The organism is Providencia sp. PROV236 (assembly GCF_033676985.1).
Lineage (GTDB): Bacteria > Pseudomonadota > Gammaproteobacteria > Enterobacterales > Enterobacteriaceae > Providencia > Providencia manganoxydans.
On sequence record NZ_CP096297.1, the window covers coordinates 3,902,003 to 3,921,940 of the forward strand.

General features: G+C 40.5%; 22 protein-coding genes and 2 pseudogenes. 5 read left to right on the forward strand and 19 right to left on the reverse strand.

The features are described 5' to 3' along the window. Positions 1–3 precede the first annotated feature (3 nt). The 15 genes from M1E96_RS18065 to M1E96_RS18135 form a co-directional block, all read right to left on the reverse strand. Entirely contained in the window at positions 4–765 is a 762-nt protein-coding gene (locus M1E96_RS18065; protein ID WP_113532875.1) for an IS5 family transposase, read from the reverse strand. Between the two features lie 34 nt (positions 766–799). Beyond that, on the reverse strand, positions 800–958 hold the full coding sequence (locus M1E96_RS18070) for a hypothetical protein (protein WP_369427269.1): 159 nt from the start codon (positions 956–958) through the stop codon (positions 800–802). Further along, the gene (locus M1E96_RS18075) at positions 955–1,638 is read right to left on the reverse strand and encodes a molecular chaperone (RefSeq protein ID WP_319067125.1); all 684 of its coding nucleotides are present in this window, start codon (positions 1,636–1,638) and stop codon (positions 955–957) included. The genes M1E96_RS18070 and M1E96_RS18075 overlap by 4 nt, the downstream gene beginning before the upstream one ends. A 10-nt stretch (positions 1,639–1,648) precedes the next feature. Further along, complete coding sequence (locus M1E96_RS18080; protein WP_319067127.1) at positions 1,649–2,167, reverse strand: fimbrial protein; 519 nt, start codon at positions 2,165–2,167, stop codon at positions 1,649–1,651. A gap of 16 nt (positions 2,168–2,183) precedes the next feature. After that, positions 2,184–2,738 carry a fimbrial protein gene (locus M1E96_RS18085; protein ID WP_272581299.1) on the reverse strand — a complete coding sequence of 185 codons (555 nt, stop codon included), beginning with the start codon at positions 2,736–2,738 and terminating at the stop codon, positions 2,184–2,186. Beyond that, entirely contained in the window at positions 2,713–3,411 is a 699-nt protein-coding gene (locus tag M1E96_RS18090) for a molecular chaperone (RefSeq protein ID WP_272581300.1), read from the reverse strand. Before M1E96_RS18090 ends, M1E96_RS18085 begins: the two co-directional genes overlap by 26 nt. Before the next feature lie 45 nt (positions 3,412–3,456). Then, positions 3,457–4,035 (reverse strand): fimbrial protein, encoded by a 579-nt coding sequence (locus M1E96_RS18095; RefSeq protein WP_319067130.1) that lies wholly within the window; start codon positions 4,033–4,035, stop codon positions 3,457–3,459. 237 nt (positions 4,036–4,272) lie between these two features. Continuing rightward, the gene (locus tag M1E96_RS18100; protein WP_272581302.1) at positions 4,273–5,271 is read right to left on the reverse strand and encodes a fimbrial protein; all 999 of its coding nucleotides are present in this window, start codon (positions 5,269–5,271) and stop codon (positions 4,273–4,275) included. Positions 5,272–5,285: 14 nt separating this feature from the next. Next, on the reverse strand, positions 5,286–5,831 hold the full coding sequence (locus tag M1E96_RS18105; protein ID WP_140183233.1) for a fimbrial protein: 546 nt from the start codon (positions 5,829–5,831) through the stop codon (positions 5,286–5,288). A gap of 26 nt (positions 5,832–5,857) precedes the next feature. Then, positions 5,858–6,499, reverse strand: a complete 642-nt coding sequence (locus tag M1E96_RS18110; RefSeq protein ID WP_154598346.1) for a fimbrial protein — start codon at positions 6,497–6,499, stop codon at positions 5,858–5,860. An 8-nt stretch (positions 6,500–6,507) separates the two neighbouring features. Continuing rightward, on the reverse strand, positions 6,508–7,260 hold the full coding sequence (locus tag M1E96_RS18115; RefSeq protein WP_081335897.1) for a fimbria/pilus periplasmic chaperone: 753 nt from the start codon (positions 7,258–7,260) through the stop codon (positions 6,508–6,510). 22 nt (positions 7,261–7,282) lie between these two features. Continuing rightward, on the reverse strand, positions 7,283–9,766 hold the full coding sequence (locus M1E96_RS18120; RefSeq protein WP_319067363.1) for an outer membrane usher protein: 2,484 nt from the start codon (positions 9,764–9,766) through the stop codon (positions 7,283–7,285). A gap of 88 nt (positions 9,767–9,854) precedes the next feature. Further along, positions 9,855–10,400, reverse strand: a complete 546-nt coding sequence (locus tag M1E96_RS18125; RefSeq protein ID WP_180737880.1) for a fimbrial protein — start codon at positions 10,398–10,400, stop codon at positions 9,855–9,857. A gap of 63 nt (positions 10,401–10,463) precedes the next feature. Continuing rightward, the gene (locus M1E96_RS18130) at positions 10,464–11,024 is read right to left on the reverse strand and encodes a fimbrial protein (protein ID WP_154598344.1); all 561 of its coding nucleotides are present in this window, start codon (positions 11,022–11,024) and stop codon (positions 10,464–10,466) included. Positions 11,025–11,217: 193 nt separating this feature from the next. Continuing rightward, positions 11,218–11,571 (reverse strand): helix-turn-helix domain-containing protein, encoded by a 354-nt coding sequence (locus M1E96_RS18135; protein ID WP_140183264.1) that lies wholly within the window; start codon positions 11,569–11,571, stop codon positions 11,218–11,220. 806 nt (positions 11,572–12,377) lie between these two features. On the opposite strand from M1E96_RS18135, the gene M1E96_RS18140 reads away from it, so the two are divergent. The 5 genes and pseudogenes from M1E96_RS18140 to M1E96_RS18160 all read left to right on the forward strand — a co-directional run bounded on the left by M1E96_RS18140 (position 12,378) and on the right by M1E96_RS18160 (position 17,294). Continuing rightward, complete coding sequence (locus M1E96_RS18140) at positions 12,378–13,415, forward strand: FKBP-type peptidyl-prolyl cis-trans isomerase N-terminal domain-containing protein (protein WP_319067133.1); 1,038 nt, start codon at positions 12,378–12,380, stop codon at positions 13,413–13,415. A gap of 12 nt (positions 13,416–13,427) precedes the next feature. Beyond that, positions 13,428–14,432: an SEL1-like repeat protein gene (locus M1E96_RS18145; protein WP_319067134.1), complete on the forward strand. Its 1,005-nt coding sequence runs from the start codon at positions 13,428–13,430 to the stop codon at positions 14,430–14,432. A gap of 637 nt (positions 14,433–15,069) precedes the next feature. Then, a pseudogene (locus M1E96_RS18150) lies at positions 15,070–16,177 on the forward strand (IS3 family transposase). Between the two features lie 19 nt (positions 16,178–16,196). Continuing rightward, positions 16,197–16,283, forward strand: a pseudogene (locus M1E96_RS18155) (Arm DNA-binding domain-containing protein); the annotation flags it as partial. Positions 16,284–16,559: 276 nt separating this feature from the next. Continuing rightward, entirely contained in the window at positions 16,560–17,294 is a 735-nt protein-coding gene (locus M1E96_RS18160) for an outer membrane protein (protein ID WP_369427270.1), read from the forward strand. Between the two features lie 108 nt (positions 17,295–17,402). Here the strand turns inward: M1E96_RS18160 and M1E96_RS18165 are convergent, their stop codons facing one another. From M1E96_RS18165 to M1E96_RS18180, 4 genes are all read right to left on the reverse strand, one after another. Beyond that, entirely contained in the window at positions 17,403–18,305 is a 903-nt protein-coding gene (locus M1E96_RS18165) for a hypothetical protein (protein ID WP_319067136.1), read from the reverse strand. 179 nt (positions 18,306–18,484) lie between these two features. Further along, positions 18,485–19,048 (reverse strand): fimbrial protein, encoded by a 564-nt coding sequence (locus M1E96_RS18170; protein WP_319067137.1) that lies wholly within the window; start codon positions 19,046–19,048, stop codon positions 18,485–18,487. Then, positions 19,045–19,563, reverse strand: coding sequence for a fimbrial protein (locus tag M1E96_RS18175; RefSeq protein ID WP_319067139.1), 519 nt, complete (start codon positions 19,561–19,563; stop codon positions 19,045–19,047). Before M1E96_RS18175 ends, M1E96_RS18170 begins: the two co-directional genes overlap by 4 nt. Then, positions 19,563–19,913 (reverse strand): fimbrial protein, encoded by a 351-nt coding sequence (locus tag M1E96_RS18180; protein WP_369427534.1) that lies wholly within the window; start codon positions 19,911–19,913, stop codon positions 19,563–19,565. The genes M1E96_RS18175 and M1E96_RS18180 overlap by 1 nt, the downstream gene beginning before the upstream one ends. Positions 19,914–19,938: the final 25 nt, after the last annotated feature.

Sequence of the window (19,938 nt, forward strand, 5' to 3'; positions counted from 1 at the left end):
ATTTCAATCGACCCACATTGGGAGCCACATGATTGAAAATGCTAAAGCAACAACACTTTCATAATTTCGGGCTAATTTGTCATACCGAGTCGCCACCGCTCGATATTTCTTTATTTTTAGGAAGGCATTTTCAACTAAATGACGATATCGATATAAGCACCAATCAATATCTTTATTCCCTTGTTTACTATTCCCTTTTCTTGGGATGACATGCTGACCCCGACGGCTTTTTATCAACTGTCGTAAGGCTTCACAGTCATAGCCTTTATCTGCAATAACAACTTCGGCTTCCGGTGAAGAGGTAACCAATGTTTCTGCATAACTCACATCATGGGCTTGCCCACCTGACAACTCAAAATGAACCGGAAGACCACTGCTATCTACCGCTAAATGTATTTTAGTTGAGTTGCCGCCTCGACTTTTGCCTATAGCCTGCTTTGAAGCATCTTTAACGTTGGCTCCATCTTGATGCGTTTTCACGATACTGGCATCAATAAATAGCCACTGAGGATCATTGAAGCGAGATAGAAATTGGAAAATTTCCATCATCACGCCTTTCTTTGACCAAAGGTTAAAACGTCTAAATACCGTATTCCATTCACCAAATTGACGAGGTAAATCGCGCCATGGAATGCCTGTTCTTATTCGGAATAAAATACCTTCAAGGGTCATTCTATGTTCTGGTTTGTTATAAATACGTCCGGTTAGGTGCATGATTTTTGATAGTAACTTCCAGCTATCATCTGTTAACATAAGTCTCGGCATTTGGGGGGTGTTTTTTTGATTTTTGGCGAAACCATTATAACAGCCCCATTTGCTGTCTGCTTTTTATACCGAAAAGATCAACACGCTCTAATCTTTCACTCGGGAAACGCAAACCACTGCTGGTATTTTTTGCCGCAACCTGATGAATGTTTAATAAACCTAATAGTAATACGATGAATGAAATTATTTTCATTTTTTAGCCTTACTCTCAAAAATAAAGGGCTTGGTGGTACCACCATAATCATTCATTATTCGCCATGAAAAAGAATTCAGCCCCACCATGTCGGGGATCGTAATATTGGAATAAGGCGCGACCATTTTATTCTTTATTTTACGCGTATTATTCACCTTCATATCCACGAGGGTGGTATAATAAGGCGTCGGATTATTGACGGTTAATGTATTATTCGCATAATTGACCGAGATTTTTTCATACGAATCTTTCGCCGTCATCGGTAAATTTTCAGGTCGATAATACAGCTTAATCACCAAATTGGTGACGATGGATAATTTCCCACTGCTTTTTTCATCATTTCTTTTGGGTGGGATTGCTCTTGAACTAAAATAAAAGACACTTTCACGATCTTTCGGTAATAAATTTAATGAGGCAGGAAAAATACGCATCATAAAGGTCGAGTTTTTTTCCACCCTAAAAATAGATGGTGTAATCACAAAAAAATCACTTTTCTGATTATCCACATTATAAATTTCATTTTGAACCAGAAAAGGGGAATCGACATTATTTTTAAAGGTAATCGATGCCGATTTATCCCCTTCATTAAAAATAATGCGCGTCTTATTTAAACTGAGCCCTGCGGAATAAGTTAGAAAGGAAGTCAGAAATAACAGAACAGTAAGCGTTATATTTTTCATTATAACCACCTTAATCTGAAAAATAGCTAAAAGTAACATGCGCAGAAAAATCGCCCACTTCATCTTTCAAGCAACCTTGTCCGCGATCATAACAGGCTAATACCGCGGTTAAGATAATATGCTCATCGCCATCTTCAATCTGATCAAAGACGATATCCCCGACTGAAAAATATTCTTGTTCATCTTCATCCATGATCGCGACACCAAAATAAGCATCGGGATCGCTATTAAATACATAGTCATTTGAACCATCAACGGTGCTGCCCGAGGTCATTTGAATAGAACTGGTTGAAAAGTCACCTTCACAATCTTGCAAAATGATCTCAAACTGTCTTGTCTGCGTTTGATCAATAATGTCCTGAATGGAAACAATGCCAAAATCTATTTCATCCGTCGTATCATAAAGATCTTCAACAATAATTTCACAAGGCTCCTGATCAACATATGCTGTAAATTCAAAATGGATCGAGTCGTTATCTGCATTCACGAGAATAGGCAGAAAAAAACACAATATGAAGGAAAAAATCACTCCATATTTTTTCCTATTAAGGGATTTGCAGTGAAAGTTCAATGGCAGCATCAATATCACCTGAGGTTATGGTTTGATTGTCAATTTTTGCAGCAACGACTTCAAAATAGTGCTCCCCCGTCCCAGATTCGACCGTGGCCTCATCCCCCGAGAAGATCACTTCCTCACACGCACCATTATCATCACCGCAGTTCATCAATAAAAAACCCACATTGATCGCACTATCTTCATACAACACGTTATTTTTTATGTGTGTACTGCTTAATGGTGTAATCACAATATCGATGGATTCGGTATCCTCTGAGATCCCTTCACAGCTATATTCCACCGTAAAAGGCTTGCGATAATCACTCTCTTCGCCCGGCTGTAATGCACTCAGTACACTGCTACTAAACGGCTCATCAAAAATCACTTCCTGATCGCTATCCGCAGAAAATTCACACGTGGCATTGGCCACCGTGCCACTAAAATAAATCGTTGCACTTTCATCGGCTAAACTGATATTCGGTAATAAAACTGCGGGGAATAATAATCCTAACAAACATTTATTGAATTTCTGTTGAATAGCCATCATAGCCTCCCAAATCATTAATTGCGGTCCATTTTGCTATCGCCCCTGTCGGCGTTTTTAGGTCAAAATTAATACTTGAAAATGGTGCTATCATGTTATTTTTATTCTCTGAATTAATCACCATCGCTTTATTATTCAGCGTCACGTTAAATAGACTGATGTAATAAGGGGAACGATTGATAACCTCAGTTTTATTACCAACATTTTTAAATACTAGCGATGACTGTGCTTCCTTAGCGGTTTGTTTTAAATCAGTCGGCCGATAAAATAATTTAATAATATTATCAAAACCGATGATAACCCCTTCACTGTTTTTATCTCTCGCGGGTACCATGCGGGCTTTAAAATAAAAAACCGATTCTCTGTCTTTAGGGAGTTGATTATTGACCAACATAATACGTACATCTTGTCGGCTCATTTTTTCTAAACGAAATAAAGGGGGTGCCACTTCAAAAGCGTCAGGATATTGCTCACTCGCTATCGCGATTTGCGTGAGATAATTTGTCTTTTCATCATTATTTCTTAACGTGACAGACACACTTTTTTCACCTTGTGGGTAAATAATGCGTGTGGCATCAATACCCACGCCAGCGGAATAAGCGAAACTATTTAATAACAAAAAATTGGTGACAATGAACAATAGCCACATTTTTAACGACAGTGTATTTTTCATAGGCTTTTATGAGGGTGATTACAAACTGTAATCACCCGACTTTAATTAGTTATAAGCAACACTAAAGATAACCGGCACACTCAGGATATCGGTATCGTTAGAACCATTCAGAGCGAACAGGTCTGCTTGCATTGGTAATAAATTGACCGCATTACCGTCAACATCAGTCACTGCACCTTCATCATCTGTACTCATCACCAGTGATTGGTTAACATTGATTAATTGGTTTGGTTTAATTTCAACTGCTGTACCGGTAGCAGGGTTAGTTTTAATTCCCACCGCTAATGTTTTTGCATCTGTATTAGCAAAAAGATTTGGATTAAAGATACTTGCTTGACCATCTGCGTATAAACTTAAAGCGCCAGACTGAGTCTCAGCACCAGCACAGTTGGTTAAGACTAAGTTGAAATCTTTATTTGCAATCGCGGTTGTTGGTCCTTGAGTGACGCTCTCAGTGGTGAAAACACCAAAGTCAACAATTGAGCCAGAGCTTGTTGCGATATCACAAGTTCCTTTTTGTAATTGTGCTTTAAATGTCACTGTTGTTGTTGTTGCCGCCATTGCAGAACTTGCAACGCCAGCCGCTAACATTAATGCAGCGATAGATGCTAATTTAATTTTCATATTGAACCTCTTTTATAATGATACAAACGTGCGATACCACATGGGGACAAAATTATTCTGACACCCGATTTTTATATAAAGCTATCTAAAACCTATATTAATAAATATTTAGTATGGAGAGTAAAGCAGTAGTTAGAGCCAAATTTTTAAAATCCTTTATAGTGTATTAATTAATATTTCTTGTTGAAAAAGACTCATCTTACATCTAAAAACAATGTTCAAGAGCTAAATTTATTATTAAGGAGTTGACATCACAATCGTTCCTGATGCATTAAACATTCCTTCAATTAAATCACCAGGCATAATATTTTCTTTTTTCACTACGGTGAAAGTCACTGTATCTTGGCCATATCCATTTTTAATTTCAGAGATAAAATTGCCATTTAACGGGGATACCACTTTATTTTCGTGATACATTTCCACCCCCATCCCAGGCATTACTGAACCTGAACCGTAAGCGCTTCCAGTCCTCACTAGCATCGCATTATTTGAAAACCCTGCAGGCTCAGCAGTAAAATACATTTTTATCGGCATCGTAAGGTTATTATCATCACAATGATAAATTAAATCTTTATTAATTTGATAACGGCTTGATGCTCCAACTGTCGAAATACCCGATGGATTAATTTGCCCAAAATCTATTTCAATGATTTGGTTATTATTAATGTCACAAGTTCCTGTTCCGACAATAACATCATCAGCTGCATAAAAATTCCATTCGAAGTCATAATGATCAAATGGGTCACCACCTATCGACCAAGTAGCATATTTATGCAGATAAAGTGTCATTAGCAGATCGCCTTTTCTAATCAACACTGCATTTGTTGGTTTTGTACTCACTTGTAAATATAATTTAATAGGTAATGGTTGGGTTGCTACTCGTAATGCAAATACAGGATAATCTTGCCCGCTAAATGGGGCTAAAAGATAGTTACCATTGAGAACAACTCCTGTTTTTAGTCCAGAAATGTTAGTAAATTTGGTGCCTGCCCTTGCCCCTGTCAACCTTAAATAATCGACATATGATAAAGGCGCCTCATTTCTGCATGTCATAAACTCATCAATATCTGCGAATTCATTGATACGATCAGGTTGAGCGAATATGTCACTGTCGATAGGAACATCATAAATATTTTGCGTTCCTCCCATAACTTCAACGCCATCATTTGTTTTACAAACGAAAGCGTAAGAATGACATGATAAAATAGAGAGAATAAAAAATAATAATATTTTCATGGGAACACGTCCTATTAATCATAAAATAACTTAAACGTTGCTGTTGCAGTAAATGCACCTAACCCAATACTTTTAGATTTAATTGCATCTAACTCAGCTTCAACATAAGCCTTAAATCGCAACTCATTATTCCCATTATTTAATTTATAGGCTGGTGTTGGAGTATTAATTTCAATAATATTTTCACTTTCATCTAATATCGCTATTCCAACTCGTGTCGCCACACTATTGCTGTCTAAAGCTAATAAACCAGGTAAATTTGGATTCTCATTTCCAACAAAAGTGACATCAACAGTATTAAATATACTGGTATCGCAATCTTCCAAATGGATGACATAAGACTCAATATGACTTCGGGTATTAATATACAAGTATTTATCCACTATAGTGCCGAAGTCGACTTCTATCTCTTCATCTCCTGGGCGAATAACACATGGCTCAGCAATAAGTTCACCTCGAACCCTAACCTCACCTATTTGTCCATTTTTAGCATATGTATATGATGGCTGAACAATATTTAAAAAAAGCATGCAACTAAAAAAGAGTATATATTTATTCATGTGAACACTCCTTCTGAGTGATAAAGTTAGTCATACATCAACTCAAAAGAAATCAAGGCACGGTAAGCGCCTGCTTGTAATTCGCTGGCAATCCGCACTGGCGTAATAAAAAAGCTTAAGCTATCTTGTCCCGGTGATAGTAAACGAGGAACACTACTTTCGCCCAGTGGGATCACTCGTCCAGCCTCATCACTCAATTGCAACCCGAGACCTTGCACACCCACCACTCTCGCCAATTGAGGATAAAATGGCACCGATGGTGCTAAAAAACGCATTTTGACCCCCGGTTGCTCACTGCTCCACGCCACACTGCCCGTTTTAATATCACGCAGTGCCGTAGGGGTTTCAATACAATCTAACAACTCAATATGGAATGGTACTGGCCTGCCCGTTTGCCCTACTTTCTTCAAATCCGCGGTTTCAATATTGCCCATGTCTACTGATTGGTACACCGATTCCATGGCAATTCGGCACGGACTTTCTGTCAGCGAACCAAATACATACAGTTGACCACTCGCACCTTCCACATTCCAATTACCATCAGGGCGATAAAGGGTGGCATTGCGATCGGCAGCATGGCTCAACCCACTCCACAGACTAAGACACAATAAGCTACTCACCCAGCCAAAACGGGAATATCGATGACAGTTTGCAGATATCGCCATCATGCGGCTCCTTATGATTTCTTCTCAGGTACAACCGCACATTGGTTGCTCTGGCATTTAAAATGCAGTTTCAAACGCCCGCCGTAGTCGTTGATATAGGTCAACACCGGTGAACTGCCCAGTTGAGCGCTAGACACGCCCAAAGCATGCTCTCCAAATGGCGCAACCATCACAGCATCAAATTGCTTAGTAATAGGCGCATTGGCGGTCGCTGCGGCACCAATAATGGTGACGTAAAATGGCGTCGGATTTTTGGCAATATACTGGTCGCCTTGTTTCGTTAACGTCAGTTTTTCTTGCCACGGTTGATTCATTTTTTCCGTATCACTAAGTGCGATCCCAGATGGACGATAAAATAATTTAATTTTGCTTTGTAACGCCAACTGTAATACGTTCGGTTTTTCACTTTTCGGTGGAATTTCACGCAAGTTAAAATAGAACAAACTTTCACGATCTTGCGGTAACGCTGCCACATCCGGTAGCGCTTCAATACGCACTTGACTGGTTTTTCCCGGCTCTAAACGCTGTACGGGCGGCAATACCACAAATGGCGACGAGACTTTTTGGCTTTGATCATTCTCAATCCACCCTTGCGCCAAGTATGGCAACTGTGGATTTTTATTGGTAATAGTCAGCGATACACTTTTTTGTTCGCCATTAAAAATCACACGGGTGCGGTCAAGCGCTATCGCTGACCACGCTTGGCTTGCATACATGACCGATAACAATGCGGTTGCCATCAATAAACGTTTTGGACTTTTCATTTTCATTCGCTGTCTCTCTTAATTATTCTTTCACTTTGTCAAATGATGGCGGGCGCGAGGTTATCGGCTCGCACTGCAATAATAAATTGGCACTAAGCGTGTCAAACTGTGCAGGGAACTGTAATTGACACTGATCCTCACCAACCCACTGTACCACCATGATTTCATTCGGATTTATCCCACTGACATACGCTTGACCGTTATCATTCATGATGCCCGTATCTTGCCCACGTGCATTGCGAATTTGCGCACCAAATGGAGGGAAAGAGCCATCCGCTAAACGCACGGCGACCATCATCTTACGCCCTGACAATACTTCGAACTTACGGTAACCAATCGCCCCTTCCGTTAAGGTCGCTTGTACCACCGAATCGGTGACTTCGGCGTTATCCGGTAGTTTATTCAAATCAATTTTGACTTTATTGCGGTAGTAGCTGTTCACATCGGGCACCACTGCTTTACCAAAGGCATTCGAGTTCACGACTGCACCGCGTCCTTTCACTGGGATATCGCTGATACCGTCGGTATCAATCAACAGACGTGTTCCGCCCATTGTGGACACTCGGTGCATATCGATGCCTTCAGGGGTAAAGGTGAAACCACCTTGTGCCCCAAGGCCAAACGCGGTGTAACCGTTGTGGGTATAACTTGCATTAGCCGTTAAACGTGCATTGCTACCTTGATGGGTAATATAGGCACTGCCCGTACCGCCTTGGCGTGCACTTCCCGCACTGAATTGATACGACGTTTGGCTATCAATGCGGTCGTAATAAGTCGCACGGTTGGTCACGTCATTGTTATTGCTTGCAATCGAGTAACCGATATTTGCCCCGTTGCCCCACGGCACTGACAGTGACAAATAAGCGCCGTCATCATGGGTCTCGTTATACACATTGCGATACGCAGACAACGACACGTTGACATTTTTCACTGAACCAAAGTCCATGGTTTTGGTGAGCATCAGGTTGTAGCGATCGCTATCTGGACGATCCCAATAGGTTTGATGGCTATAGTTCACATACGTTGATAGCCCGATATCACGGAAGTTTTTATTCAACGAAATGGTGTACATTTCCTTGCTGCCACCGCGACGCTCACCACTTTCTTTAGCATTCAGGTAATCTGACATGCTCATAAAGTCACGCTCAGAGAAGCGGTAGCCCGCGAACTGCACTTGGCTATCGTAATCATCAAAACGTTTTGAGTAGTTGACACGGTACGAGCCGCCACTCAGGCGGTCTTCACCCGGCAAACGAGCAATCGACTGCGTCACATCAAAGGAAATCGCACCGAAAGCCAGTAAATCACGTCCAATACCGGCCGCGAAAGCATTGTAGTCTTGGCTGTTGAGGCTGCCGCCAAACAGTGACCACCCGTTGGAAATCCCCCACGAGAACTCACCCGTGGCAAACACATCACCACTACTACGGTGATCGAAGGTGGACGGTTTACCCAATGACAGTTTGTAACGCACAGCCCCTGGTCGGGTCAGATATGGAATGGTGGCGGTATCCACTTGGAACTCTTGCACCGTGCCATCTTGCTCTTCCACACGTACATCCAGTTTTCCGCTGGTCGCATCACTCAAGTCTTGAATACGGAACGGACCCGCCGCTACTTGTGTTTGATATAAAATACGGCCTTGCTGGCTAACAATCACCGTAGCGTTTGTCGTCGCCACACCTGAAATCTCTGGTGCATAGCCACGTAAATTTGGCGGTAACATGTTCAAATCGGAGCGCAAGCTACCGCCCGTAAAACGGAAGCTATCAAACAGGTCAGAGTTAAGATAATCTTCCCCCAACGTCAGTTTGGCGCGCATTTGTGGGATCGCGCGATAGGCATAGAACCGGCTCCACTGGAAATCCGTATTGACAGGATCACCCGAGCCAGTCGCATGGTTTAAACGACTCTGCCAGTCTGCACGTAAACGCCATGCGCCCGCATTCGCTCCCACCACGCCATTACCATTTAGGGCATAGGTATTGTGGCCTTTTTTGTGTGGACGGTTAGTTCGTGCGGTAACGTTATAGTCCAATAGGATACCGGGGATCCCTTCATCCCATAGTGACGGTGGATCCCATGTAGCGGTACGATATTCTAAATAGGCTTGTGGTACGCTAAGGTATAGGGTCGATGTGGACAAGTCACCGCGCGCCTCTGCGCCCGGAATACTGGCCAAATCCACACAACTGCCGTCATGCCACCATGTCAGATCTTTGATCACCTCGTCTTTTAACCCCAACTGGCTAACAATGTCACCCGTTAAACAGGCTTGACTTTCATTAGCATCGGTAGCTGACGGGTAAAATGTCACTTTTTGTTCAGGTAATGTTTCCTGATTAAGTTGAATTTTCAACGGATAACTGCCGGGCATGATGTAACCCGCACGCGAAAATTGACCTAAGTCGATATTTTTTTTGTCGTTTAAATCCAACAGTTCAGTGTTGAATTGCACCACATCCGCCGCCATTAACGGGGACGAATAGGGCATGAGTGCTGTCATTACAGCAAGGTAGACCGCACAAGGTTGGTGATAAGTACGCGACATAAAAAAATATCCCTAGGCAAATGAGCGCCAAACCGCAAAAGAATCAGTAATAATCAATTTTGAAACGCAAAAGCGTTTGATAAGATCCAGCTTGTAAGCGCTGATTATTGGTTACCAGCTGCAATTCATAATTCAAGGTCATTTCACCGGGAACAATGTCGCGTTTGGGTAACGGTTTCCCTGCAATTACCGGTGTTCCTTGGTCATCACGCATTGCTAATTGCACCCCTTTAGCTTCACCTGTCACCGTAAAAAAATCGCCGTTTGCGGGGCCATCAAAGGTCACATCAAAGGTTTGCCATTCGCCTTTACTGCTGGGATAACGTTCCCAACGGCAATCGACTAATTGAATGTTGAACGGTTTTGGCGGAGCTTTACCAAATTGCTTTAATACGCTCAGAGGAATAACGCCCATGTCAATCGTCTGATCACGAGACTCGGTTTCGATTGCACAGGCGGTGTCGACGATTTCCCCATACATCGAGACCTTTCCCCACCCTTGAGAAGGAGCAGAAAAAGCGGGTGCGCTCGCGCCCAGTATTCCGAAAAGCACGCACAGCAGTGCATTATGTTTTTGCCGTCCTTTCACAAAGCGCCTCGACTATTGGTGGAAAAAACGTGAGGAATAGCGCCGCTACCCCTCACCGCCAGATTAGTTGTACGCTAAAGTGAAGTTAGTGACGCCTTCGAATTTACCCAGTGGGATAGCGTCAACGGCAACATTCGCACCACGGACAAACGCACTGTATTGCAGGGTGTTGCTACCTGCTTGCAGTTGGTGAGACTGAGTGGTTGAGATGCCCATATCGATTGGAGCACCTTGTGTATCCGTGATTTGGATACCGACGTTACCCACTAAGCCTTCATCTGGGTTCAGGCCAGTCACACCCAGTAGCTTAGAGTTAAAGCCTGCGCTTGCGCCGCTGAACGTGATTTGCACTTTGTCGTTGTATTGCACACCCGCATTATTCGGGAACACACAGTCTTCTAATTCAATAGTGAATTGTTTTGGTGAAGATGCGCCACCATTTGCCAGAATTGAATTGGCAATTTGACCTAATTCAACAGTTTGATCAATCGAGTCAGCACTGATTGAGCATGGTGCATCGATGATTTCGCCTTTGAAAGTCACTTTACCGTGGCCTTGGTCAGCGGCAAATGCGGATGCACTCATTACGCCAGAAATCAGGGTTGCTAAAATAATCTTTTTCATATTTGCCTCTGCAATAAAAATAACGTGGTTTAATTAAAGGGATGATTACATCATCTATTTTCAAGTTGTGTCTTATCTCTATATTGAAATAAAGAAAACATCCCCCTTAAATTCAAATAGGAAGACATTGTCTTTATTTAAATAAAAGACAATCAAATTTAAACATTGAGAACAATAAAGTTTATTTATTGGTTTAATTAAATTTAAACACCTGTTCATCACTCACTTTTAATGAAAGAAAGACCCGCTGATAACTTTCATCAATCTGTTTTTGCAAATCAGAAATATTCAAATACACTTGTTTAAAAAAACCATCGACCGACACATTCAAAACATTCAAAATTAAAATCAACGTATCAACCGTAATATTGCATATCCCGCGTTCATAACGAGAAACTTGCTGTTGCGAAACATTCAATTCCTTGGCTAATTCCCTTCCCGTGATGCCCCTACTACGGCGTATTCGATATATTTCTTGACCAACTGCTTTAGTAAATACGGTTCTCATATCAGATTCAGAGCGTAGATCGAAATAAAGGTCGTTCATTTTAACACTCCTGCTGTGTTTGCTTTTTCAACCCAATAACGCAACAAAATAATTTATTTCGTTCCCTTTTGTGCTAACTAATTTACTCGACACTTTTTGCAAAATCAAACCGCATTTTATAACACACAGGTTATATTTACATCCCCACTAACTCATATTAAGTGTATCAAATTTTACTCCATTTAGGAGTGATGCGGCTTGGCGGGATCCGTTCTTAATTTGAGTGGATTTTATTGATAGTGATTTATTCTGCCTTAATCAATAATGGATGGTAATATAGTTTTGATTATATCGAATATCATAAATATTCATATTTATTAATCGATTAATTATAAAATACAACAAAATAAATTATTTTGTTTCCTAAAAAAAGATTAAAAACCAATCCAATCAAACACTTAAAAAAATCTATTTAGTTCAACATTTGTATCTCTTTCTTTTTTTGTAAAAAAAAATCATTTTTAGATTATCCACTATAGACTGCATCATGCTTTATTTAATGCCGCAGCCCAAAAATTTCCTCCAGCATTATTCTACTGAAAACCCACAGTTCTAAATTCTGATTGATTATTGAAAATTAAATTTGTAATCTTTATTTAATTGCTCGGAAGGATAAAAACAGAAAACACTCCCACAATCCAGTCCGTATTGTGATGTGACGTATCACGGGGTTTATTTCTGTTTTTATTAACTCGATCCTATTTTCCCATGTCATAGGCAAACTGAATGAAAATAAATTAATCCCTTTTATTTTGATAGTTAACTCTGTTTTTAATGATTGTTTTTTGTTATTTAAGGAGTCTCCTATGGCTGCGTACTTTCGGGTGTGGCCCTCACGTCATTGGATATTTTCATTCAGTCTGTTCAGTGCTCTTTTCATTATTCCGAGCGCACACAGTGAACCTCAACAGAATAGTTTGCCGGGGTTGCTTCAATTCGCACAAGAATATGAAGCTCGTAAAACTCAGCAAACAGAAAATAGTCCAGACGTCTTTTCATCCACGGGGATCCAATTACCCCAAATCAAATTGAAAATATTGCAACAACAACTGTACGCCAGCCAGCGACGTGAACAACAGTATCGAGAACAACTTCAGCAACTGCAAGCCGATGTTCAGCGTCTTAACAATAACCTGCAATTATTGACTCAAAAAAATAAGGCAGCCTCTCAGGCAAATTCAGCCTTAATCACTTTTAACGCCGATGATCTGAAAAAAAATGACTCGCTACGCCAAGCTTATGCCGCGGGAATTGCCATCGGTCAAGATGCACTCACTCTTCATCAAGATAATCAGTCCTATGGGCAATCATTGGATAAACAAGCTTACCTAGCGGGGATCACCGATGCCATCGAAGGACGCATGCAACTTTCCCCCACCGAGCTACACGCAGCGCTCATTGCCTCACAAGCTTCGATGGAAAAAAATAAACGCGAGCAAAAAACTCAGCAGTTGGCATTGGCCAAACGTTTCTTAACGGAGTGGAAAAAACAAAAAGAAGTGAAATCAGACCCGATGGGCTATGACTACAAAATTAATTATCTAGGACAAGGTAAAATTAAAGACAACGATGTGATAAGCATTGTAGTCAAAGAATCGTTACTCGATGGTACCGTCGTCAGTGATATGGAGCTGCAAAATAAATCCTTGACCCTACCGCTTGATAACTATCCACCACTGTTCCAATCAGCGATCCGTCATTTACAAAACCACGGTGAAATTACTTTTGTGGTGCCACCTGAATTAGCCTATGGCGATGAAGGCTACCCACCCTCCGTTCCACCGGGCGCTTCGTTAATTTACACATTGCGCATTGCCGATATTCAAAACTCCCCAATACAATAAGGTCAGCAGGATATGATGAAAAGACATGTTGGGACACTTATACTTATCAGCCCCTTACTACTGGCAGGTTGCGATAACCAGCCCGCACCAAAAGAGCAATCTGCCACACAAGCCATCAATGCCACTAAACATTTTGAAGAGGGACTGAGTGATTACCAAGCCAGCCCCCCTGATTATGTATCGGCAGCGAAGCACTTTCAAAAAGCTGCTGAACAAGGCAATGTTGATGCACAACTTTACCTTGCTGCGTTGTATGAATCAGGATTGGGTGTGGAGCAATCTTGGCCAAAAGCCATTCACTGGTTTAAATCTGCCGCCACACAAGGCAGTTTGCCAGCGCAATACCAATTAGGATTGATTTATGAAAAAGGGAGAGGTGTCGAACAATCGCGATCGGAAGCTTTACATTGGCTAACGTTAGCCGCAGAACAAGGTGAAGCTGATGCACAGCATCAACTGGGATGGTTGTATATGGAAGAAAGTCAGTATAATCAATCATCTGCACAATCAGCACTCAAGTGGTTTCAAGCCGCTGCCGAACAAGGGCATGCCTCTGCACAAAATATGTTGGGTTGGTTATATGAAAATGGCGCTAGCGGCCAACCCAACATGGCAGAAGCAATCAGGTGGTATCAAGCCGCCGCAGATCAAAGCAATGCTTATGCATTGAATAATTTGGGCTGGTTTTATTGGCAAGGTAAAGGTGGCAAAGTAGACAAAGAAAAAGCACTCAGCTACTTTACGCAAGCTGCTGAGTTAGGGGATAACGATGCCCAGTTAAATTTAGGGTTGATTTATTATCAAGGTGATGGCGTACCCGTTTCCATTGAGCTGGCGCAAAAATGGTTTATGCGTGCTGCGGAACAAAATAATGCCTATGCTCAATACAATTTAGGTTGGTTGATCCAAAAAGGCCAAGTGGCGCAAACCTCGCACTACGCCGCACGTTATTACTTCCAATTGGCTTGTGACAATGGGCTACAGCAGGCCTGTTTAGCGCTAAATACTCAAAACTGAATTTCGATTGTTATTTTAAGGGATACTCAAGAAAATTGATTACTGTAGAACAAATTAAAACACTTATAGAGCACAGGTAGTATTTAGGACGAATTTAGCTCACTGTATTATAAATAAGGTATTTACAACAAAACCACTGAAGAACAAAAAACTCTTCTGTAACTTAGAAACTATTTTCATCCATACATAGTTGCAAACACTGTAAATTGTTTAAATCTTGCACAACATGAGAGGTAGTTACTAAAAAGTTCCTAAAGCAGTTTCCAATTCTAGTTGACTGTTATACCGGATGATTGAGCACTGCCCAATTCTCCTTTAAATACCGTTTAAACGTGCCTAAAATAAGAGCATTAGTATGCAAAATAGAATGCAAAAAAACGTAAAATAAATCTATATTCTTTAGTGCAAAATCAATAAATCCTCGCCAAGTCAGTAATCTCAAGGCCCCCATCCTATCTCAATCCCTTTTCAAATAGAACGGTACGAACATACCAATCAGAGCCCACGCGCTAATTTTAAAAACAAAGCCTTTACTTAATCGTTTGATTTTAAATATAAATGTGTTCATGCTGTCCACTTCCCCTAAAATAAGACTGCTATAATTAGATTTTCTGCCCTAACCATTACAGAGGTCATGATGAAAAAAGCCCGTTTTACTGAAACTCAAATCGTTAATATTTTAAAACTCGCTGACTCTGGTATGAAAGTCGAAGATATTTGCCGTCAAAATGGGATCAGCAACGCGACTTACTATAACTGGAAATCAAAGTACGGTGGTATGGAAGCTAATGATGTTAAACGATTAAAAGAGCTTGAAGACGAAAATACCAAGCTAAAAAAATGTTTGCAGAAGTTAGCCTTGAAAATCATGCAATGAAGGAGCTTTTCGCAAAAAAGGGTTGGTAATGGCTGAGAAAAAGTCCTGTGCTCAATCATTAAAAGAGGCAGGTTTATCAGTCAGTAAAGCTTGTAAATTAACATCATTACCCCGAGCCTCGTTTTATCGTCAGCCGTTAGATTGGCGTAAAAAAGATAGTGTGGTGATCGATGCCATACAAACTGTTATAGCAAAATCACCTCAGTCAGGTTTCTGGAAATGCTATTTTCGGCTAAGATTTCAAGGTTATCCCTTTAATCATAAAAGAGTTTATCGCGTTTATTGCCGCTTGGGGCTAAACCTGAAACGGCGAGTAAAAAAAATACTTCCGAAACGAGAAAAAAGACCATTAGTGATTGAAAAAATCTCGAATGTTCAATGGGCGCTGGATTTTGTACATGATAGTTTATATTGTGGTAAGCGCTTCAGAACACTCAATATTATTGATGAAGGAACGCGTGAATGTTTGGCGATTGAGGTTGATACATCGTTACCCGCGGAGCGCGTTATCAGAGTGCTTGAGCGTTTAAAAACCGAAAGAGGATTGCCGAAACAAATTCGAGTCGATAATGGTCCTGAATTAATCTCAGTTAATCTATTGAATTATTGTGAGAATAACCAAGTTTTACTGTGCCATATTCAACCGGGTAAACCGCAACAAAATGGCTTTATCGAACGTTTTAATGGCTCGTTTCGCCGTGAGTTTTTAAATGCGTATTTATTTAAATCATTAAGCCAAGTTCGAGAAATGGTGTGGTTTTGGCAACAAGATTATAACCTTAACCGAACCCATGAAAGTTTAAATCACCTCCCACCGGAGGTATATCGTAAACAGTTAGAAAATTCTAGTTTGGTGTGTCTCAATTAATGGGAAGTGGACAAAACCTAATGGCGCTCGTTACTGACGAATGAAATATCGCTTCTCAGGTAAAGAGAAAAAATTATCGATTGGTGTTTACCCTGATGTTTCTCTTGGTTTGGAAGGGAGAAGTGAAATAATGCAGTGGTATGAGGATTATATTGATGAGTTAGAACACAATTCAAACTAAATTTATTCTTTTATTTTTCGCTAAAATATCCTCCGAAAAAACCTAATCGTTATTTATTTCAAACTCACGTTAAATTTTTAGCATTTGTATAAAGAACCATCATGAAATTTGTGTTAGGTTTAGCCCTCGTTAAAAATAATGCTAATTTAAAATAGAGCGTCTTCATGATAAAGGGACATTCGTAAATGTATAAGAATAAGTATGGGGTTACCAAAAAGCACACTTGGCTTAGCTGTCACCGCGATATTATTTAGCCATATCGCACATGCAAACAATGGCGTTTATATTACGGGTAAATTAGGTAGTTCAATCGTCCAGTTGTCTGACCAAAAATGGATATCAGAAGATGGATTAGATGAAACTTATCATGGTGGAAACAAAACCAAAGGAGTATTTGGTGGTGGGATCTCGGTTGGATATGATTTTTATGATATGTTTAGCCTACCTATTCGGACTGAATTCGATATAACAATGAGAGATAAAGCTTCTTCTCATTATAATCTAGCGACATCCTCCTATGGTACACCTGGAACTCATGGCTATTGGGATCCCGATGATGCGAAGAATGACATCACCCTCAATACCTTTATGGCCAATTCCTATTATGATTTCAGAAATAGTAGTGCATTCACTCCTTATATTAGCCTAGGGTTAGGAATTGCAAGTTTAAAACATAAAACAACATACGAATATACAGAAATACCTTATTCCCCTGATGTAAGTGATGTTGATTCATATTCAAAATCCAAAACAGCGATTAATTTCGCATGGAGTTTCGGAGTCGGAACACAATATACCTTCAATGAAAACTTAGCATTAGATCTGAGCTATCGCTATTTAGACGCAGGGAAATCTGATATAAGCTACATTGAGTCTAAATCGAAAATTAAAGTAAAAACAAATGACATTATGTTAGGTATTATATATCGTTTTTAGTTATCTATATTTCCGCAATAGTGGCATCTGCCACTATTTTTTCCTATTTAACCTTCAGCAAAAAAGCTCTAATTTATTAATTTAAAAAAACCAGAGGAGCCATTTTTGCTACCTATAATCAAATACAATAACCGTACTACCTAGGTATTCACCTGCAACCGCCGCTTCTGTTCCTAATGTATCAGAGATGTAAATGGGGATATTCCCACCCTCAATAGTGGACTCTATAGCATTTACATAATCTTTTCCGTCCAAGGATATAGTAAGAGTATGAGAAAGTTGGGAGCCAGAGGGGGATTTCATTACATCAGTTTTCGATACAGGATCATTGTACATAACATAAATACTCACATCTGCACTTTTATTACAGTTAATGTTGCCCTGTCCAGTAGCGACGTGTCCTGCCACGAGTTCACGGCTAATAACACCATGGTTAATATTTGGTACAGAAGTTACGCAAACCGGAGGGACAGGGGCAGCGTTGATATACTTGCATGTTGAAACATAATGAAGTGGAGTCCCATAGTTTTCGAAATCCCAAGGAGTAGTTACATTTCCTGTGTTACCTACTCCATATAGTCGTGCGCAAACAACTGTGCCCGCCGTCATTTCATACTGGCCTTCAGACCCATAAGAACTACCGGCAAAAGCAGTCTTGAAAGTGAGAGCACGAATAAGACTATCACTGCTATAATTATGGCAGGAATTTGGTAATTCAATTTTATCTGACCATCTAACTGTTTCTTTCCCATTTATGCTTTTGTACGAGATACGACTGCTAAATGTGCATGTATTACAAGGGACAAAATTCGGACCAATAGAACTGGTATAACCACACGTTGCCTTATGCCCAAGCTGTCCTGGAGAACGGATATTCTCAATTGAAATCCAAGTTATTTTATCAGGCATAATCCAATTAGAGCCAGGCAAGGGATACTTGAGTTCTAATTCATAATTATCTCCGAATGTAAAGAATGGAATTAGTATAATTAAGTTTAGTAATGATTTCATATTATTCTCGTCAACACACACCAATATAATAAGAAAGGAAGGTCAGTTATATATACTCAAGTCCCTTCTAGAGGTTTAAAACAAATTAAGCCTAGAACTCAATCTAACGATATAGGTCTTACCCAAAAAAGTTACTACTAGCTATTGCCCATTTTTCAGCTCGTATTGAAATATTTTCACTATTCATATACCAAGCTATACGTCAGCGTCGCTATAAAAAAACCCGGTTGAATGCTTTCTATCGTTGCGCCTTCCACCGCCTGCACATATGCTCGCAGCCGAATAGTCATATCCCCTTTTTTTATCGATATTACAGGCTCTACTTGAGTATTATTTATTGGCAGCGCTACCCCACTCGGAGTTTCAAGGCCTATTGCTATCCCACTTGCCTGACTCCCCGCATCCACATTCAATAATCCATTGTCTGTCGTCGAAACACCGCTAAATTTCACTGCAATACTATTTCCCAAAGAAGTATCACAATCCGTCAAATGAAATTGGATGTCTTCCTTGCTATAACGACGTTGTCCATTCAGCAAATCCTTCGAATTAATATTGCCACCAAAATCAACCCCAAAATTTTCATAGAGAGGATCGACTGTGCATGGCAATGCAATCAACTTTCCGCTGTACTGAATATCATTACTGTTCATCGCCTGAGCAGTTAATGGCAAGCAACTACAAAGTAATAGGCCTGCACTTATTGATATCCAGCGTATTACCCTATCATTGAGTCTATTCATGGATAATTCATCTCCACGCTAGCCGTTGCAGTAAACTCCCCTTCAAACAAGGTCACTGAAGGGTCAGTATCTTTGACAGGCACCGCATATAACGGTAAATCAGCGCTGCCATTACTCGACATTTTTATTGGGGTTCCCGTATTCGGTGGAATTACCTGCCCCTCGTGATATAAACGGATCCCAAGTCCTGGTACACTGGCTTGTAATGCCTTATCGTCGAAAGGCGCTACCATGCCTCGGTACTCTAGATATAAAGCGACCGACTGCCCTAATCCTGCACCGCAACTTAGCGTTAGCGTAAAGTCTTTTTGATAATTAACCCCGTTAATTTTAGTAATACCAACTTCACCGAATGGGACTTTGATGGGTTGATTCATACCTTCAGGCCCAGACACATCACACGGTGGGTTTTGAATTAAATTCGCCGTGAAATTGACGTCAACAGCATGTGCCATCGGTAATAGCAAACTTACTGATACAAAAACATTTAACCTTAATATTGTTTTTAGCCTCATTATTGATACTCCACACTTAAAGTGGCGGAGGCCGTCATCTCTCCATCATTAATGCCTCCTGTACCACTGGCAATTGGAGTCACGCTCAATCTAGGCCGAGTTTTATAATTAAACTTATGCCATGCGCCTATATTAAGATTGCTACTATCCGCCTTTAAGGCTAACCCCAAATTATCCACTGATGTCTTCAACACATTTGCTGCTTGTCCTGCCATCTGCGTTCCATTAATTTTCAATTTCAATGCGGGATTGTCGGCTGAATTTTCACACTCTAAGATATAAGGGATCTCAGTGTTATATCGTTTACCATCAATATTTTTGATAATAAGGTCGCCCATCTCGACAGTAATGGGTTGATTAGGACCTTAATTGCCA

Excerpts from the sequence above, each read along its gene's own strand:
- M1E96_RS18065 (WP_113532875.1), bottom strand. The coding sequence starts at position 765 with ATGCCGAGACTTATGTTAACAGATGATAGCTGGAAGTTACTATCAAAA.
- M1E96_RS18070 (WP_369427269.1), bottom strand. The coding sequence starts at position 958 with ATGAAAATAATTTCATTCATCGTATTACTATTAGGTTTATTAAACATT.
- M1E96_RS18075 (WP_319067125.1), bottom strand. The coding sequence starts at position 1,638 with ATGAAAAATATAACGCTTACTGTTCTGTTATTTCTGACTTCCTTTCTA.
- M1E96_RS18085 (WP_272581299.1), bottom strand. The coding sequence starts at position 2,738 with ATGGCTATTCAACAGAAATTCAATAAATGTTTGTTAGGATTATTATTC.
- M1E96_RS18090 (WP_272581300.1), bottom strand. The coding sequence starts at position 3,411 with ATGAAAAATACACTGTCGTTAAAAATGTGGCTATTGTTCATTGTCACC.
- M1E96_RS18095 (WP_319067130.1), bottom strand. The coding sequence starts at position 4,035 with ATGAAAATTAAATTAGCATCTATCGCTGCATTAATGTTAGCGGCTGGC.
- M1E96_RS18100 (WP_272581302.1), bottom strand. The coding sequence starts at position 5,271 with ATGAAAATATTATTATTTTTTATTCTCTCTATTTTATCATGTCATTCT.
- M1E96_RS18105 (WP_140183233.1), bottom strand. The coding sequence starts at position 5,831 with ATGAATAAATATATACTCTTTTTTAGTTGCATGCTTTTTTTAAATATT.
- M1E96_RS18110 (WP_154598346.1), bottom strand. The coding sequence starts at position 6,499 with ATGATGGCGATATCTGCAAACTGTCATCGATATTCCCGTTTTGGCTGG.
- M1E96_RS18115 (WP_081335897.1), bottom strand. The coding sequence starts at position 7,260 with ATGAAAAGTCCAAAACGTTTATTGATGGCAACCGCATTGTTATCGGTC.
- M1E96_RS18120 (WP_319067363.1), bottom strand. The coding sequence starts at position 9,766 with ATGACAGCACTCATGCCCTATTCGTCCCCGTTAATGGCGGCGGATGTG.
- M1E96_RS18130 (WP_154598344.1), bottom strand. The coding sequence starts at position 11,024 with ATGAAAAAGATTATTTTAGCAACCCTGATTTCTGGCGTAATGAGTGCA.
- M1E96_RS18135 (WP_140183264.1), bottom strand. The coding sequence starts at position 11,571 with ATGAACGACCTTTATTTCGATCTACGCTCTGAATCTGATATGAGAACC.
- M1E96_RS18140 (WP_319067133.1), top strand. The coding sequence starts at position 12,378 with ATGGCTGCGTACTTTCGGGTGTGGCCCTCACGTCATTGGATATTTTCA.
- M1E96_RS18145 (WP_319067134.1), top strand. The coding sequence starts at position 13,428 with ATGATGAAAAGACATGTTGGGACACTTATACTTATCAGCCCCTTACTA.
- M1E96_RS18160 (WP_369427270.1), top strand. The coding sequence starts at position 16,560 with ATGGGGTTACCAAAAAGCACACTTGGCTTAGCTGTCACCGCGATATTA.
- M1E96_RS18165 (WP_319067136.1), bottom strand. The coding sequence starts at position 18,305 with ATGAAATCATTACTAAACTTAATTATACTAATTCCATTCTTTACATTC.
- M1E96_RS18170 (WP_319067137.1), bottom strand. The coding sequence starts at position 19,048 with ATGAATAGACTCAATGATAGGGTAATACGCTGGATATCAATAAGTGCA.
- M1E96_RS18175 (WP_319067139.1), bottom strand. The coding sequence starts at position 19,563 with ATGAGGCTAAAAACAATATTAAGGTTAAATGTTTTTGTATCAGTAAGT.